The 15,618-nt window shown below is 66.4% G+C and carries 14 protein-coding genes and 1 other RNA gene; 11 read left to right on the top strand and 4 right to left on the bottom strand.

Features of this window, described 5'->3' with window-relative positions:
* Positions 1-1,218 precede the first annotated feature (1,218 nt).
* The 3 genes from ffs (at position 1,219) to recR (ending at position 5,731) form a co-directional block, all read left to right on the top strand.
* An RNA gene (ffs, locus tag H9639_RS07195) (signal recognition particle sRNA small type) lies at positions 1,219-1,314 on the top strand.
* Positions 1,315-1,391: 77 nt separating this feature from the next.
* Complete coding sequence (locus H9639_RS07190) at positions 1,392-5,102, top strand: DNA polymerase III subunit gamma and tau (protein ID WP_191807395.1); 3,711 nt, start codon at positions 1,392-1,394, stop codon at positions 5,100-5,102.
* A 32-nt stretch (positions 5,103-5,134) separates the two neighbouring features.
* The gene (gene recR, locus H9639_RS07185; RefSeq protein ID WP_191807394.1) at positions 5,135-5,731 is read left to right on the top strand and encodes a recombination mediator RecR; all 597 of its coding nucleotides are present in this window, start codon (positions 5,135-5,137) and stop codon (positions 5,729-5,731) included.
* A 117-nt stretch (positions 5,732-5,848) separates the two neighbouring features.
* On the opposite strand, the gene H9639_RS07180 is transcribed toward recR, so the two are convergent.
* Positions 5,849-6,772: an MBL fold metallo-hydrolase gene (locus H9639_RS07180; protein WP_225219261.1), complete on the bottom strand. Its 924-nt coding sequence runs from the start codon at positions 6,770-6,772 to the stop codon at positions 5,849-5,851.
* A gap of 262 nt (positions 6,773-7,034) precedes the next feature.
* On the opposite strand from H9639_RS07180, the gene H9639_RS07175 reads away from it, so the two are divergent.
* Positions 7,035-8,321 carry an aspartate kinase gene (locus H9639_RS07175; RefSeq protein WP_191807393.1) on the top strand — a complete coding sequence of 429 codons (1,287 nt, stop codon included), beginning with the start codon at positions 7,035-7,037 and terminating at the stop codon, positions 8,319-8,321.
* A 62-nt stretch (positions 8,322-8,383) separates the two neighbouring features.
* On the opposite strand, the gene H9639_RS07170 is transcribed toward H9639_RS07175, so the two are convergent.
* Both H9639_RS07170 and H9639_RS07165 read right to left on the bottom strand, forming a co-directional pair.
* A complete protein-coding gene (locus tag H9639_RS07170) occupies positions 8,384-8,620 on the bottom strand; it encodes a hypothetical protein (RefSeq protein WP_191807392.1) in 237 nt (78 codons plus the stop codon).
* Positions 8,621-8,709: 89 nt separating this feature from the next.
* The gene (locus H9639_RS07165) at positions 8,710-8,925 is read right to left on the bottom strand and encodes a hypothetical protein (RefSeq protein ID WP_191807391.1); all 216 of its coding nucleotides are present in this window, start codon (positions 8,923-8,925) and stop codon (positions 8,710-8,712) included.
* Positions 8,926-8,997: 72 nt separating this feature from the next.
* On the opposite strand from H9639_RS07165, the gene H9639_RS07160 reads away from it, so the two are divergent.
* Genes H9639_RS07160 through H9639_RS07150 form a run of 3 tightly spaced genes read left to right on the top strand, consistent with a single transcriptional unit; the run spans position 8,998 to position 10,970 of the window.
* Positions 8,998-9,456 carry a MarR family winged helix-turn-helix transcriptional regulator gene (locus tag H9639_RS07160; RefSeq protein WP_191807390.1) on the top strand — a complete coding sequence of 153 codons (459 nt, stop codon included), beginning with the start codon at positions 8,998-9,000 and terminating at the stop codon, positions 9,454-9,456.
* Positions 9,456-10,397 carry a 3-methyladenine DNA glycosylase gene (locus H9639_RS07155; protein WP_191807389.1) on the top strand — a complete coding sequence of 314 codons (942 nt, stop codon included), beginning with the start codon at positions 9,456-9,458 and terminating at the stop codon, positions 10,395-10,397. Before H9639_RS07160 ends, H9639_RS07155 begins: the two co-directional genes overlap by 1 nt.
* Positions 10,398-10,451: 54 nt before the next feature.
* The gene (locus H9639_RS07150; protein ID WP_191807388.1) at positions 10,452-10,970 is read left to right on the top strand and encodes a serine protease inhibitor; all 519 of its coding nucleotides are present in this window, start codon (positions 10,452-10,454) and stop codon (positions 10,968-10,970) included.
* On the opposite strand, the gene H9639_RS07145 is transcribed toward H9639_RS07150, so the two are convergent.
* On the bottom strand, positions 10,915-11,451 hold the full coding sequence (locus H9639_RS07145) for a DUF4442 domain-containing protein (protein ID WP_318242017.1): 537 nt from the start codon (positions 11,449-11,451) through the stop codon (positions 10,915-10,917). The genes H9639_RS07150 and H9639_RS07145 overlap by 56 nt on opposite strands.
* A gap of 137 nt (positions 11,452-11,588) precedes the next feature.
* On the opposite strand from H9639_RS07145, the gene H9639_RS07140 reads away from it, so the two are divergent.
* The 4 genes from H9639_RS07140 (at position 11,589) to purL (ending at position 15,568) form a co-directional block, all read left to right on the top strand.
* Entirely contained in the window at positions 11,589-12,017 is a 429-nt protein-coding gene (locus H9639_RS07140; RefSeq protein ID WP_191807387.1) for a hypothetical protein, read from the top strand.
* A gap of 211 nt (positions 12,018-12,228) precedes the next feature.
* Positions 12,229-12,483 (top strand): phosphoribosylformylglycinamidine synthase subunit PurS, encoded by a 255-nt coding sequence (gene purS / locus H9639_RS07135; protein ID WP_066300964.1) that lies wholly within the window; start codon positions 12,229-12,231, stop codon positions 12,481-12,483.
* Positions 12,483-13,259: a phosphoribosylformylglycinamidine synthase subunit PurQ gene (gene purQ / locus H9639_RS07130; protein ID WP_191807452.1), complete on the top strand. Its 777-nt coding sequence runs from the start codon at positions 12,483-12,485 to the stop codon at positions 13,257-13,259. The genes purS and purQ overlap by 1 nt, the downstream gene beginning before the upstream one ends.
* Positions 13,259-15,568: a phosphoribosylformylglycinamidine synthase subunit PurL gene (gene purL, locus H9639_RS07125; RefSeq protein ID WP_191807386.1), complete on the top strand. Its 2,310-nt coding sequence runs from the start codon at positions 13,259-13,261 to the stop codon at positions 15,566-15,568. Before purQ ends, purL begins: the two co-directional genes overlap by 1 nt.
* The last annotated feature ends 50 nt before the right edge of the window (positions 15,569-15,618 follow it).

Here is a 15,618-nt window from a genome sequence, read left to right as displayed (position 1 = left end):
GGCGGGACAGCCAATTCAACCAATCAAAATAATTGGTATCAATAAACTTGGCACACTATTGAGTTCTCAAACAACAGTCGCATCCGGTCTACTCAGAAAAACCATTCCGTTTCCGGTTATTGTTTTTCTTTTCGCACCGCTGCGGTGTTTCATAATTCTATTTCATCTTTCCGGTTTTTGCAATTCGGCGGATTTCCGTGGAAATCGTTCCGAACCGTTCAAACCGGCTGTCCGAACCCAGCATTCATTGTCAGGCTTTTCCGCCGGCACACAAGGCGCGCAGTGGATCCACCATCAAAGTTTGTTGGGGTTTGGCCGCCATGCTTCGGGCGCTTTCTCAGCGTCCCGGCCGCGGCGACTCAGAAAACATTACACGGCGCCGGGCGAGCGTGCAAATCGGATCAGGGTGTCCTGCGCCACGTCCCAAAAGCGGCCAGAAACGCGCCCGGCCCGCCCCGCAGGATACGGGGACGGGCACCTGCATTCCCCGCACACCGTCCTGCCACTGCCCTCCCAGTTGCACTCCTGGGAGGCACCGAAGCAGCCCTCTCCTATAGGGGGATCCAAGCGCTCCATATATAGGGACCCTTCTAGAGGCGCCGGCTCCTGCCGGCCGGCTCTAGATCGCCGGTGCCATATAGAGCCGGTGCAGCCCACGAACCAGCACCAGACGGAGGGAGTTCCACTTAGTGCCCTGCTTCCACACAGCGCCTTGTAAGGACAGTGCCGTGTAAGGACCGCGCCTATTCAGGACAGCGCCTATCAAGGAAGGTGCCTTGCACGGATGGAGATAGCGGGAAGGTCTCCAGGCTTCCCCCGCCCAGGAGTGCCCCGCCGAGACCCCAGTCCTGGACCCGTGTACCGCTCGCCCTGATCCGACCGCATCTGGCGAGCCTCATCCGACGTGGCTGACCTGCCGTTCCCGCACTGCAGATCGCTGCCCCTTCGAAGATCGCCCTATAAAGATCCCCTACACAGGGCGGCAACTACCTATTTAGGCCAGTAATCCTGCGAACGCGGCAGCCATGCTGCCACCACCCCAGCCAACCCTGCTCCGCAAATGACGTACCAGCACCGCCAGCAGTGGCGGCCGGCGGCGGAAGCCCTCGGGCCGGCGTCGGGCACTCCCTGCCTGATGTGCTTCCGATGCCTTCGGACATCCTTTCCACCCCGCGAACCACCCCGGAATGGGCAGGCAAAAAATCGGGTAGACTTGTTGGCGGCCCCTCATGTGGTGTCATCCTGTGAACTCCCCCAGGACCGGAAGGTAGCAAGGGTAAGCGGGCTCTGGCAGGTGCATGGGGGGTCTTTAATTTATCCGGAAACAGCGGCTGTTGAACCGCCCCGGGACCGGATGCGAACCGTCAGTGCCAACCGATAGGGTTCTATCTGTGAGTACAGCCCTTTACCGCCGTTACCGTCCCGAGAACTTCGGGGACGTGATCGGCCAGGAGCATGTCACCGAGCCGCTGATGGCGGCCCTCTCAAAGAACCGCGTCAATCATGCCTATCTTTTCTCCGGCCCGCGCGGCTGCGGCAAAACCACGTCTGCCCGCATCCTCGCCCGCTGCCTGAACTGCGCAGAAGGCCCGACGCCGACGCCTTGCGGCAAGTGCGACAGCTGCGTTGAGCTGGCCCGTAACGGTTCCGGCAGCCTCGATGTCATTGAAATCGACGCCGCCAGCCACGGCGGTGTGGATGACGCCCGCGATCTGCGGGAACGCGCCACCTTCGCCCCCGTGCGCGACCGCTACAAGATCTTCATCATTGACGAAGCCCACATGGTCACTTCGGCCGGCTTTAACGCCCTGCTCAAGATCGTGGAAGAGCCGCCGGAACACATCAAGTTCATCTTCGCCACCACGGAACCGGACAAGGTGATCGGTACCATCCGGTCCCGCACCCACCACTATCCCTTCCGCCTGGTGCCCCCGGAACCGCTGCTGGCCTACCTGGACAAGCTGTGCGGCCAGGAGAACGTGCCCGTGGCCCCCGGTGTCCTCTCCCTCGTCATCCGGGCCGGCGGCGGTTCGGTCCGCGATTCGCTGTCCGTCCTGGACCAGCTGATGGCCGGTGCCGGCGAATCGGGACTGGACTACGAGCTGGCCGTGAACCTGCTGGGGTACACCCACGTGGCACTGCTCGACGACGTCGTCGACGCCTTCGCTGCCGGAGACGCAACTACCGTCTTCAGCGCGATCGACCGCGTGATCCAGACCGGCCAGGACCCCCGACGCTTCGTCGAGGACCTGCTGGAGCGGTTCCGCGACCTCATTGTGGTAAACGCCATGCCGGACAGCGCAGCTGCCGTGCTCCGCGGGGTTCCGGAAGACCAAATCAGCCGGATGCACACGCAGGCCGCCCAGTTCGGCGGCGCTGAGCTCTCCCGCGCCGCGGACATCACCAACACGGCCCTGACCGAAATGACGGGCGCCACCTCACCGCGCCTCCACCTGGAACTTCTCTGCGCCCGGATCCTGCTGCCCGCTGCTGACCAGTCAGAACGCGGCACGGCAGCCCGAGTGGACCGGCTCGAACGGCGCCTCAGCTACGCCGGAGACGGCGCCCCGGCTTATGCAGGCGGCGAGTCAGGGCAGGGGGCACCGGCATCCGTGCCGGCAGCTGAACGCCCGACGGCGGCACGGCGTCACGCAGCAGCGGCACCTGCCGCCAGCCAGCCGGCTTCCCAGCCGGAAGCACCCCAGCCGGCCCCGGTGGAACCCGCGCCCGCGGCAGCGGACTGGGGCGGAACCTGGGCGACACCCGCTCCCGCCGTTTCCTCCCCTGCACCGGTGCAGCCTGCCTCCGACACCTCTGCGGCGCCGGGCGGATCGAACCGGACGTGGGACGACGTTTCGCGCGAAGCGGCGGAACAGCAAACTTCGGGCCAGCCAGCACCTGTTCCCGCTCGAAATACCCCGGATGTACAGGGATCACATTCCTGGACCTCTCCAAACGGCGGCGCGGAGGCCCCAGCCGGACAGGCATCGACCGGACAGGCATCAGCGCCGGCGGCACCGCGCCAGCAGCCGCAGAACGGACCCGGAGCTTCCGGCGATACCGCTCCAGCACCGCAGACCTGGCAAAGCGAGACCCCGTCCGGGGTAGTTTCAACACAGTCCGGTGCCGGATCCGGACAGCCCGGTACACCTGCAACGCAGTCCGGCGCTATGCCCTCCGGACAGTCCGGTGTGCCCGCGACACAGTCCGGTGCACCGGGGACAAATGGCCAGCCGGCCCCGGCCGGGGGGTCGCAGCCAGCTTCGCCTGCTCCGCAGGAGGCCGGACGCAACAGCGCCAGTGGCGGCGGCAGCGTCGGTGGCGGCGCCAGTGGCGGTGGCGGTCAGATCGAAATGATCCGGCGGGCTTGGCCGGAAATTATGGATGCCCTCACCAGCATCCGCCGTGCGACCTGGCTGAACGTCAGCAAGAACGCTTCGCCGCGTGCCTTCGATGGCCGGGTACTGGAGCTCGCATTCTCGAATCCGGGCGCCGCAACCAACTTCAACCGGCCCGACCATCTGGAGAACCTTCGCAAGGCCATCCACCAGGTCCTCGGTGTGGATTGCCAGGTCAACGCGGTACACGACAGCACCGCGGCAGCGGGTGAACCCGGCCCAAAAGCTGGTAGCCGGCCTAACCCGCCGGCACAGGTTCCGGCACCGGCTCCCCAGCAGCCCACGGCAGGTGCCCCCGCTCCTGTGCCCGCCAGCGCGCCTACCCATGCCTCCGCGGCACCATTTGCGGCACCTCCCGCCCAGCGCGGCGGCCACACTGTTCCTGCTGCGGCAGTCCACGCCGGCGCGGCGCCAGTCTGGGCAGGACCGGCCGGGGCGGAACAGGCAGCTGCGATGGAACATGCGGCAGGTCAGCATCCATCCAACCTGACGAACCAGCGGGCTTCGCAACCGCGGCCTGCCCACGAGACGAACGGACAGCCGCCTGCCGGCGCAGCAACCGCTGCAGACCGTCCTGCTGCAGCGCCTTCGCGGGAGGCCGAATCTGAAGCCCGTCCCGAAGCACGCCCGCAGGCTCAAGGCCCGGATGCACGCGAGACCGCCCATTCGGACGTTGGCCGCGCCCCGGGTACTGCCGCGCAGCCAGCCTCGGGTGTTGGGCCAACGGGCGCTTCCGGGCCAGCCCGGCCAGCTCCAGATGCTTCCGGGTCCGGCTCATCCCAGCCAGCCTCGGGTGCCGGGCCTACGCGCTCCGCAACGGGCACTTCCGGGCCAGCCCGGCCAGCTCCTGATGCTTCCGGGTCCGGGCCATCACAGCCAGCCCCGGGTGCCGGGCCAACGCGCCCCGCACCGGGCACTTCCGGGCCAGCCCGGCGAGCTCCTGACGCTTCCGGGTCCGGGCCATCCCAGCCTGCCCCGGGTGCTTCCGAACCGTCCCGGTTCGCGGGGCCGGCGGGCCGTCCCTCAGCGTCCAGTCCCGCAAAGTCCCGTCCCGCAGCATCGCGTCCCGCAGCACCTCTGCCCGATGACTGGCCCCAGGAACCGTCAGATCCAGCGGATATGCCGGAGAGCAACGCCTGGGAAACTGCTGCACCGCCGGACGACATCCACGTCAGCAGCGCAGTCAGCGACGACGAATGGGCCAACACCAACTGGGCCGGAACCACTGCAACGCGCCCCGCGGGCCAGTCCGCAGGCGCAGGTTGGGGCCAGACACCCGGCCGCCAGATGACCAGCCAGAATTCTCCTGCCGGAGCGCCTTCCGGCACTTCGGCCGGAACGCCGGCAGCGCAGGGATCGGCACGGGGAACCAGTTCGCCGCGGGCACAGGCACCAGTCCAGACGGCGCCGCAGCCGGCCCGGTCCCAGCCGGCGGAAACGCCTGCGGCCCCGGGCAGCGGCCAGGGTAACCGTCCGCTGAGCCGGTACCAGAAGCTGCTGAACGAAGCAGCCCAGCGCAATGGCACGGCGCAGCCTGCCGCAGGGCGGGGCAACGTAGACTTGGGCTACATCGAAGACGTGCCAAGCGCCGACGATGTAACTCTCGAGGACTCGGGTTTGGTGGGCCGCAAGGCCATCGAACGCATCCTGGGCGGCCGGCTGATCGAGGAACGCAGCCTCGACGGACAAGACATGCGCCGCTGACCAGTCCAACAACTATTTGCTAAGAAGGCCATGTGTACGAAGGTGCGGTTCAGGAACTGATCGACGAGTTGGGCCGCCTCCCGGGCGTGGGCCCCAAGTCGGCACAGCGGATCGCGTTCCACATTCTGGAATCGGATCCCGGGGATATGTCCCGGCTGGCGTCCGCGATCACCACGGTCAAGGAGAAGGTGAAATTCTGCCAGGTGTGCGGCAACGTCACGGAGCAGGAGACATGCAACATCTGCCGTGACCCGCGCCGCGATCCCACCATGATCTGCGTGGTGGAAGAGTCCAAGGACGTCATTGCCGTGGAACGCACCCGCTCCTTCCGGGGCAGGTACCACGTGCTCGGCGGCGCCATTAATCCAATCGCCGGCATCGGTCCCGACCAGCTGCGCATCCGCGAACTGCTCAGCCGGCTCTCCGATGAGAAGATCGCCGAAATCATCATCGCCACGGACCCCAACCTCGAAGGCGAAGCGACGGCCACCTACCTGGTGCGCATGCTCAAGACCCTGGGCATCAACGTCACCCGCCTGGCCTCCGGGCTTCCGGTGGGTGGCGACCTCGAGTACGCCGACGAGATCACCCTCGGCCGCGCCTTCGAAGGCCGCCGCAGCCTCACCTAAGCGGCAGGCTCGCCGAAGCGGCAACCTCGATACCTCACCTAAGCGGCAGGCTCACCTGCGGCAACCGCGCAACCTCACCTAAGACGAGGCCTCAAGACGCAGTCTCGAGACGCAGGATCAAGACGCCGCCTCACGATCAGCTGCGCCGACGGTGAAGCTGCTGCCCGGTCCGGCATAGTCGACGGCGCCGCTGTACCGGTCCGCGGCGCGCTGCACGGCCTCGGCCGGACTGAGGAACGGGCCAACGTGTGTGAGGAGCAACCGTCCGGCACGGCTGGCGAGCGCCGTAGCTGCGGCGTCCTCCGGCGTGTGGTGCACCTTCTCCCCGTCCACGGGCTCGCCGGCGCTGTCCGCCTCGCAGAGCAGCGCATCACAACCGCCGGCAAGCTGCGTCAGCGCCGGACAGGGCGCGGTGTCACCGGAGTACACCAAAGAGCCGCCGTCAGCATCCACCCGCAGGGCAAACGCCGGCATGCCGTGCTCCACGGCACGGCTGGTCAGCCGCAGGGAACCGACAACGGTCTGGTGCCCGTCGTGCAGTTCCGTGATCCGGAAGGCGGACTCAACCGGGCTGCGCTGTGAGGGGTGAGCGGTGTTCGTCAGGAAACCGGCCAGCCGGTCGGCGGTCCCGGCAGGGGCAAACAGCGGAAGCGGGGCGGCTCGCTGAACGTCGGCAAACAGTAGACCGTAATACGCAGTCAGCAGGTCGGCACAGTGATCGGCGTGCAGGTGCGAGATCCAGACGGCGTCCAGGTCCGCCAGAGGGACGTGCTCCTGCAGTGGTCCCAAAGTGCCGCTGCCCGCATCCACCCAAATCCGCGTACCGCGGTGGGAGACCAGATAACCGGAACACGGGTTGTCCGCACGGGGATATGGGGAGGCGGAACCCAGAACAGTCAGCTGCAGCGGCTCGGGCGTCGCCAGGCGATCCGCGCACCCGGGGTGAGCCTGCGGCCGGGGGCGGGCAGCCGGCGTCGTGCCAGTTCCAAAACTGCCCTGCATGCCCTCGGCGGACATGCCGCCGGGCTCAATTGTCCCCATGCGGCCAGACTATACGCCGGACTTGCCAGCCGGCCGTTCCACGGGAATACCGCCTCGATGGGTTACTGCCGGGACATCCGGCCGGCGGCCTAAGATCGTTAAGGAGAGGTTGAGCGGCATGTCGGCGGCATTTCGGCGCCGCCGCAGGGCCACTATAGACTTTTGAGCAGTGGCCGCGCGGGCGGCCTTTTCCACGGATAGTGCCGGTGCGGCGCAGCGCCGCCGGGCAGCAACGAAGAAGAGTTCCAGAGAGCGTGTACGCATGAGCCTGATAGTGCAGAAATTCGGCGGTTCCTCCGTTTCGGACGCCGAAGGCATTAAGCGCGTTGCCAAGCGCGTGGTGGACACCCAGAGCGCCGGGAACGACGTCGTCGTTGTCGTTTCCGCCATGGGAGACAGCACCGATGAGCTGCTGGACCTGGCCGGCCAGATCACCACCGGCACCCACCCGCGCGAAATGGATATGCTGCTCAGCTCGGGCGAACGCATCTCCATGGCGCTGCTGGCCATGGCAATTAACGAACTCGGTGCCTCCGCACAGTCCTTCACCGGCAGCCAGGCCGGCATGATTACGGACGCCATCCACGGCCGGGCCCGGATCATCGACGTCTCACCGCACCGGATCAAAACCGCGATCGACAAGGGCGACGTCGCCATTGTGGCCGGTTTCCAGGGCATGAGCCGGGACAGCCACGACATCACCACCCTGGGCCGCGGCGGCTCCGACACCACCGCCGTCGCCCTCGCCGCTGCCCTGAACGCCGATGTCTGCGAGATCTACACCGACGTGGACGGCGTGTACACCGCCGATCCCCGCGTGGCCTCGAACGCGCAGAAGATCGACAAGATTTCCAGCGAGGAAATGCTGGAAATGGCCGCCTCGGGCGCCAAGATCCTGCACCTGCGCTGCGTGGAATACGCCCGGCGCTTCGGCGTTCCGCTGCATGTGCGCTCCTCTTTCAGCCAGCACGAAGGGACCTGGGTACTGCCCAGCCCGGACGACAAGATCAAGATTCAAGAGGGAGAACCCTTGGAACAGCCCATCATCTCCGGCGTTGCACACGACCGTTCCGAAGCGAAGCTCACGGTTGTCGGTGTCCCGGACATTCCCGGCAAGGCTGCGGAGATCTTTGGGATCGTCGCCGGCGCGAACACCAACATCGACATGATCGTCCAGAACGTCTCCACCAAGGGGTCCGGCAAGACGGACATCTCCTTCACCCTTCCGATGGTGGACGGGCAGGCCGCCATGGCCGTGCTCAACGCAGCCAAGGCCACCATCGGCTTCGACTCCATCGACTACGACGAGCAGATCGGCAAGCTCTCTCTGATCGGCGCCGGGATGCGCTCCAACCCGGGCGTCTCGGCCCGGTTCTTCGAAGCACTGCACCTGGCCGGCGTGAACATCGACATGATCTCGACGTCGGAAATCCGCATCTCCGTGGTGACCAGCGCAGCGCTGCTGGATGACGCGGTCCGCGCGGTCCACGCAGCGTTCGGGCTCGACGGCGACGCCGAGGCTACCGTGTACGGCGGCACCGGCCGCTAAGGCATTTCAGCACAGCTTCCCGAGGGCGTCCGGATACCGGGCGCCCTCTGCTGTGTCCGGGACTAGTACAGGTGCTCGCGGAACACCGGAGCGTGGAAGTAGTCCTTGTAGATCACCGGCTCGGCCGGGTCACGGTGCGGCTTGCCGTCAACGAAGTCACGGTCAACACCGTAATGATGCCCCTCGCTGTCGGTTTCGACGACGATCTCCGACTCGTCGAACTCCGCAGCCTCGGGAATTTCATCGCTGGGCAGACGGGGCTCACTGCCCTCGCCCGGTTCCGGAACAATCGTTGCCATGGGGAACCCCTCCTTCAAGGCAAAGGTGTCCTTTAAGGATAGATTTCCGCGGCTCCGGAGGAACCCCCGTGCACAAGTTCGGTGCGGGTTCAGTCCGTTTTGCGGGGCAGGATGTAGCTGCTGCCGTCGGCCCGGGTAACGGTCTCCCACTTGGCCTTCTCCTCGGCCTGCTGGGCTTCGAGCAGGCGCTTGTTTTCCTCGGTCATGGCATGGTTCAACGACGAACTCTGCGCGGGACCGAAAATCAACCGGGCCTTGCCCGTTGTCCGCATGAACCGCGCGGTTAAGCTTTCCTTGCCTGCCATCTGATGTCCCTTCCGAGGTGTATCAGTAACCTACTGTACGCTAACTGTTAGTGCACTAAGGATCGGAGAACAGTGACGAACCCCGTGAACCAGGCAGAGGATCTGCTGCTGGAACACCAGCTCTGCTTTGCCCTGTCAGTGGCGTCCCGGTCCGTTGTGGGAGCCTACCGCCCGGTTTTGGAAAACCTGGGCATCACCCACCCGCAGTATTTGGTGATGCTCGCCCTGTGGGAGGACAGCCCCCGCACGGTGCGCAACCTCAGCGACACCCTGCTGATGGAGCCGGCCACCCTCTCGCCCATGCTGAAGCGCCTGGAAAGTGCCGGGCTCGTTACGCGGAACCGCGCACCCGGCAATGACCGTGCCCTCGCAGTGAACCTGACCGACGCCGGCCTCGCACTGCGGGACAAAGCAGTGGAGGTCCCCGGCGCCATGATGGCCCGCCTCCAGCTCTCCCGCGACCAGGTGCTGGAACTCAACGCCACCATGCGCCGGCTTATCGCGGCCACCCAGCAGCCGCAGCTGGGATAATGGGCGGTGTGCAGTTCATTCCCGCCGAAATAGTCCTCGCCGAGGACGAGTGGCTCCCCCGGCAGGCGGCCTACGAAGAACGCGTCCGCCCTTTCACCGAGGGCTACCTCCAGCGCCGGTCGGCCGGCAGGAAACACCCGGTCGAAGACTTCCTTTTTACCTACTATTCGCAGAAACCAGGCCAGCTGCTGCGCTGGCACCCGGGCGCTGGCGTCGTGCTCACCGGACCGGAGGCGGCGCAGCGGCTGGACTGGAAGTTCTACCGGCCGCTGTCGGACGAGGAAACCGCCGCCGCCGGACTGAGTGTGGGCAGCACCGCCGTCACGGTGGACCTCGATGCGTTTGCGGCCGCCCGCGGACCGGCGGTGGAGTTCACCCGGATGCTGCTCTCCCGAACGGCGGCGCGGAAGGCGGCGCTGGGCTGCTTCGGCATGCACGAGTGGGCGATGGCCTATAAATCCGAAGTCAACGGCGTCCGCCACGAGTACCTGGGCCTGCGCCTGGGGGCCGAGGGGACCGACGAGCTGGTGGAACAGAGCCGGATCCGCTGCACGCACTTCGATGCGTTCCGCTTCTACGCCCCGCAGGCGGTGGGCCTGAATGAGCTCACCCCCACCCGGGAAACGCAGCGGGACCTGGAACAGCCCGGCTGCCTGCACGCCAACATGGACCTGTACAAATGGGTGTACAAGCTGGTGCCGCTGCTTCCCGGCGAACTGGTGATGGACTGCTTTGAGCTCGCCTGGCGGATCCGCGAGATGGACATGCGCGCCTCCCCGTACGACCTGCAGGACTGGGGTTATGAGCCGATTCCGGTGGAGACTCCCGCCGGGCGGGCGCAGTACGCGTCCGCGCAGCGCGGATTTTCGGAGGAGTCCCAGCAGCTGCGGGCCCGGATCCTGAACCTGCTGGAACCGCTTCAGGAGCAGCTGGACGGGTAGCGGTTGAACGTCAGCGGTTAGGCTGTACCCCATCCGCTCAGGGAGGTCTCACTCATGCCGCGTCATCTTCGTCTGTCCCGCACCGCTTTACTCCTCGCCGCCGTCGCCGGCCTTGCACTGGCCGGCTGCGGAGGTTCCGATCCGGGCGCAGGCCAGGAACCGCCGTCGTCCGCTCCTTCCTCTTCCTCCGCCTCGGCCACCCCCAGCAGCCCCACGGGCACCCCGGCTCCGGGCGCCGCCACATCGCTGACGGTCGAGCTCATGGCCGATGGAGAGTCCGTCACGGACACCTGGACCTTAGCGTGCGACGGCGCGGCACCAGTGGGCAGCTCCGGCGCCCCGGATCCCGCGGCAGCCTGCGCGGCACTGGCCGACGGCGGACCGGCGCTGATGGCTGAGCCCGGAACCAGCGTTTCCTGCACCATGCAGTACGGCGGCCCGCAGCGGGCGACCGTCACGGGAACCGTGGACGGCGACGCCGTAGACACCGTGTTCGCACTGACGGACGGCTGCCAGATCAGCCGCTGGGAAGCGTTGAGCGGTCTGCTTGGGGCGGCAGCAGCGGTGCAGTAGCGGCTGCGCCGGGCGCAGGGGTTTCCCGCTTACGGCGGAGATAAACCTGTTTGCGCACCCGGGCGACGACGTCGCCGTCGGCATCCACAACCTCCACCGTGAACCATTCCAGGACCTTGGCTCCGCCGGCGGCCGCCTTCCTGAGCCGGTCAATGTCCTCGCCCGTGATCTGGAAACGGGCGTAGACGTCACCCTTGCCCGGCTTGATGAAGTCCACCTCCGCTGCCCGGTCCCAGACAATGTGCTCCGCGCCCAGGTGCCGCAGGACCAGCATCATCCAGAACGGGTCCGTCATGGCAAACAGGGAACCCCCGAAGTGGACGCCGGCAACGTTCCGGTTCCACCAGTGCAGGCGCAGCCGCACGGTGGCAGACATGAAATCGGCCGGCAGTTCGGTGATCCGGATACCGGAGAACGCAAAGGGTGGCCAGAGGTTCATGGACCAGCGGACCAGGGCAGGGTGGGCGGTGACGTGTTTCACGGCTTCACCCTATCTGTGAGCGGGACCATTCCACCGCTACCGGTCCGCCCAAAATGTTCTATTATTGAATCAGCTTGCTTACTATCCACGACACGGACCGCGCCCCGGGGCGCCGGAAAACACCGGAGGAACCCAGATTGTCGATCGAAGCAACACCCGAAGACCCGCGGATGAAGGCCCCGGCCGCCGCGGAAGCTCCTGCCGAGCTGGTGCCATGGTGCTCCTACTGCGGAACAGATGAGTTCCTGATCATCGAGTCAGTCGAGAACTCGACGACGGCAGACGCCGCCGAGTTCCTCGAAATCAGCTATACCTGCGGCGAATGCGACCGCTTCTATGGGCACCCCGTGCGTCACTCGCCGCTGTGGGCCCGCCGCGCGGTCTCCGAGCCCAGCGACACGGAATACCTGCACTGCGGGGAACCCATGCAGCCCAAGGACAGCCGGACGATTTCCCTCTCGGAACCCCTCAGCACCGAACACCAGAATGCGGTGCCCTCGGATGTCCGGCTGGAGACCAGCATCCTGCGCTGCTCCTGCGGATTCCAGATCGAGCTGCCGGCCTAAGACCCGCCGCCGGGACCAGCACCCGGAAACAACGGAAGGTGCCCTTTTCCTCCGGAAGAGGGCACCTTTTCTGTGTCTTCACCGGGGCGCCGCCGATGCGCCGGATAGAGGTGCTTAGCCTTAGAATGAAACGGCAAGCTCGCGGAGCGCTGGATCAGCGTGAGACGGCACATCCGCGGCCACACCCCTCTTTACTCACAGGAGTCACCGGATGCCCCGGATCGTTGTTGATGTTATGCCCAAGCCCGAAATCCTGGATCCGCAGGGCAAAGCTATTGCCGGCGCCCTTCCCCGCCTGGGCCTGACCGGCTTCACCGGTGTCCGCCAGGGCAAGCGCTTCGAACTCACCGTTGACGGAGATGTCACTCCGGAAATCCTGGAGCAGGCCCGCACCGCGGCTGCCACGCTGCTCTCCAACCCCGTGATCGAAGACGTCACCCGCGTCGAAGTTATTTCGGAGGCCTGATTTTGAGCACCCCGCTGATCGGCGACTACTCCGCCGCGCCGGAAAACTCCGCCCTGCGTGCGGTCCGGGTTGGCGTGATCACCTTCCCCGGCACCCTCGATGACCGCGACGCCGCCCGGGCCGTGCGCCTGGCCGGCGGCACCGCCGTCGAACTCTGGCACGGCGACGCGGACCTGCACGGCGTTGACGCCGTCATCATCCCCGGCGGCTTCTCCTACGGCGATTACCTGCGCGCCGGCGCCATCTCCCGGTTCGCTCCGCTGATGGAAAAGGTTGTGGACGCCTCCAAGGGCGGAATGCCCGTCCTTGGCATCTGCAACGGCTTCCAGGTCCTCACCGAAGCGCACCTGCTGCCGGGCTCGATGATCAAGAACGACCACCTCAAGTTCATGTGCCGTGACCAGCTGCTGCGGGTCGAGAACACCTCCACCGCCTGGACCTCCGCCTATGCGCAAAATTCCGGCATGGTCATCCCGCTGAAGAACCAGGACGGCCAGTACGTCGCCGACGAAAAGACCCTGGATGAGCTGGAAGGCGAAGGCCGCGTGGTGTTCCGCTACGACGGTTTCAACCCCAACGGCTCCCGCCGGGACATCGCCGGCATCACCAACGCGGCCGGGAACGTCGTCGGCCTGATGCCGCATCCTGAGCACGCCATCGAAGCCGGCTTCGGCCCGGATTCCTCCGCGTACGGTGACGTTGCCCTGGGCGGCGGCACCGACGGGATCGGCATCTTCACCTCAGTACTCACCTCGCTCGTTGCCGGAGGCAAATAATGACCGTGTCCGCAGGCTCTGCCACCGAGCAGAAGAAGTTCAACATCGACACCGTCGAGCACGCGGCGTCCACCCCCGACACCCCGCTCCCGTGGGCTGAACTGGGACTCAAGGAAGACGAGTTCAACCGCGTCGTCGAAATCCTGGGCCGCCGCCCCACCGCGGCGGAGCTGGCCATGTACTCGGTCATGTGGTCCGAGCACTGCTCCTACAAGTCTTCCAAGGTGCACCTCTCCCAGTTCGGCGAGAAGGTCACCGAGAAGATGAAGGAACACCTGCTGGTCGGCATCGGTGAGAACGCCGGCGTCGTCGACATCGGTGACGGCTGGGCCGTGACCTTCAAGGTGGAGTCCCACAACCACCCGTCCTTCGTGGAGCCCTACCAGGGCGCTGCGACCGGCGTCGGCGGCATTGTCCGCGACATCATTTCCATGGGTGCCCGCCCGGTTGCCGTGATGGATCCGCTGCGCTTCGGCGCAATTGACCACCCGGACACCGCGCGTCTGGTGCACGGCATCGTCTCCGGCATCGGCGGCTACGGCAACTCCCTGGGCCTGCCGAACATCGGCGGCGAGGTCGTCTTCGACTCCGTCTACCAGGGCAACCCGCTGGTCAACGCACTGGCCGTGGGCGTCATGCGCCACGAGGACATCCGCCTGGCCAACGCTTCCGGCACCGGCAACAAGGTGGTTCTCTTCGGTGCCCGCACCGGCGGCGACGGCATCGGCGGCGCCTCCGTGCTGGCCTCCGAATCCTTCGACGACGCCAAGCCGTCCAAGCGCCCCGCCGTGCAGGTTGGCGATCCCTTCGCCGAGAAGGTCCTGATCGAGTGCTGCCTGGAACTGTTCAAGGCCTCCGTGGTGGAGGGCATCCAGGACCTCGGCGCCGCTGGCATTTCCTGCGCGACGTCGGAGCTGGCTTCCAACGGCGACGGCGGAATGCACGTGGAGCTGACCAAGGTCCTGCTGCGCGATCCGACCCTGACTCCGGGCGAAATCCTGATGTCCGAGTCACAGGAACGCATGATGGCCGTGGTGACGCCGGAGAACGTGGAAGCGTTCGAGGCGATCATGGACAAGTGGAACGTTGAGTACTCCTGGCTGGGTGAAGTTACCGGCACCGGCCGCCTGGTCATCGACTGGGACGGCGAGACGATTGTCGACGTCGACCCGCGCACCGTTGCCCACGAAGGTCCGGTCTACCACCGTCCGTTCAACCGGCCCGAGTGGCAGGACAGCGTGCAGGCGGATTCCTTCAAGGCCGACCGCCCGTTCGGCGGCGAAGCCGTGAAGCAGGCCATCCTGGAGCTCATGGCCTCCCCGAACATGTGCGACAAGTCCTGGGTCACCAACCAGTACGACCGCTACGTGCAGGGCAACACCGCCCTCGCCATGCCCGACGACGCCGGCGTGATCCGCGTTGACGAGGAAACCGGCCTGGGCGTGGCGATCTCCACCGATGCCAACGGCCGCTACACCTACCTGAACCCGTACGAAGGCGCCAAGCTGGCCCTCGCCGAGTCCTACCGCAACGTCGCCACCTCCGGCGCCCGCCCGATGGCCGTCACCGACTGCCTGAACTTCGGCTCCCCCGAGGATCCCGAGGTCATGTGGCAGTTCGCCGAAGCCGTCCGCGGCCTGGCAGACGGCTGCCAGGAACTCGGCGTGCCCGTCACCGGCGGCAACGTCTCGCTCTACAACCAAACCGGCGGCGTCGCCATCCACCCCACCCCCGTGGTGGGCGTGCTCGGCGTGTTCGACGACGTCTCCCGCCGCACGCCGTCGGGCTGGCGCGAAGACGGCCAGGCCATCTACCTGATGGGCGTCACCCGCGATGAGCTGGACGGCTCCGAGTTCGCGAACCTGCGCGGCCACCTGGGCGGACAGCCGCCGAAGGTGGACCTGCAGGCGGAGAAGTTGCTCGGCGACCTGCTGATCAACGCCTCCCGCGACGGCATGATCGACTCCGCGCACGACCTCTCTGAAGGCGGCCTCGCGGCGGCCCTGTCCGAGATGGCACTGCGCTTCGGTGTTGGCGCCCGGATCGGCCTGGACGAAGTGGCAGAGCGCGACGGCGTGGACATCTTCACGCTGCTCTTCTCCGAGTCCCAGGCACGCGCCGTCGTGTCCGTGGCCCGCAGCGAAGAGGTCCGGTTCAAGGACATGTGCTCCGCCCGCGGCTTCGCGCACTCGCGCATCGGCGTGGTGGATACCGAGATCGGCGCACTGGACTTCCAGGGCCACTTCACCCTGCCCCTGGACGAGCTGAAGGCAGCCCACGAAGGGACCCTGCCGAAGTACTTCGGCTAACCTTTCGACCATGCAGAACACCCGCCCGGGATTCCCGGGCGGGTGTTCTG

It is taken from the genome of Arthrobacter gallicola, assembly GCF_014836775.1.
Lineage (GTDB): Bacteria > Actinomycetota > Actinomycetes > Actinomycetales > Micrococcaceae > Arthrobacter_B > Arthrobacter_B gallicola.
Note: the sequence above shows the minus strand (reverse complement) of the source record. Positions and strands in the feature narration are given on the sequence as shown.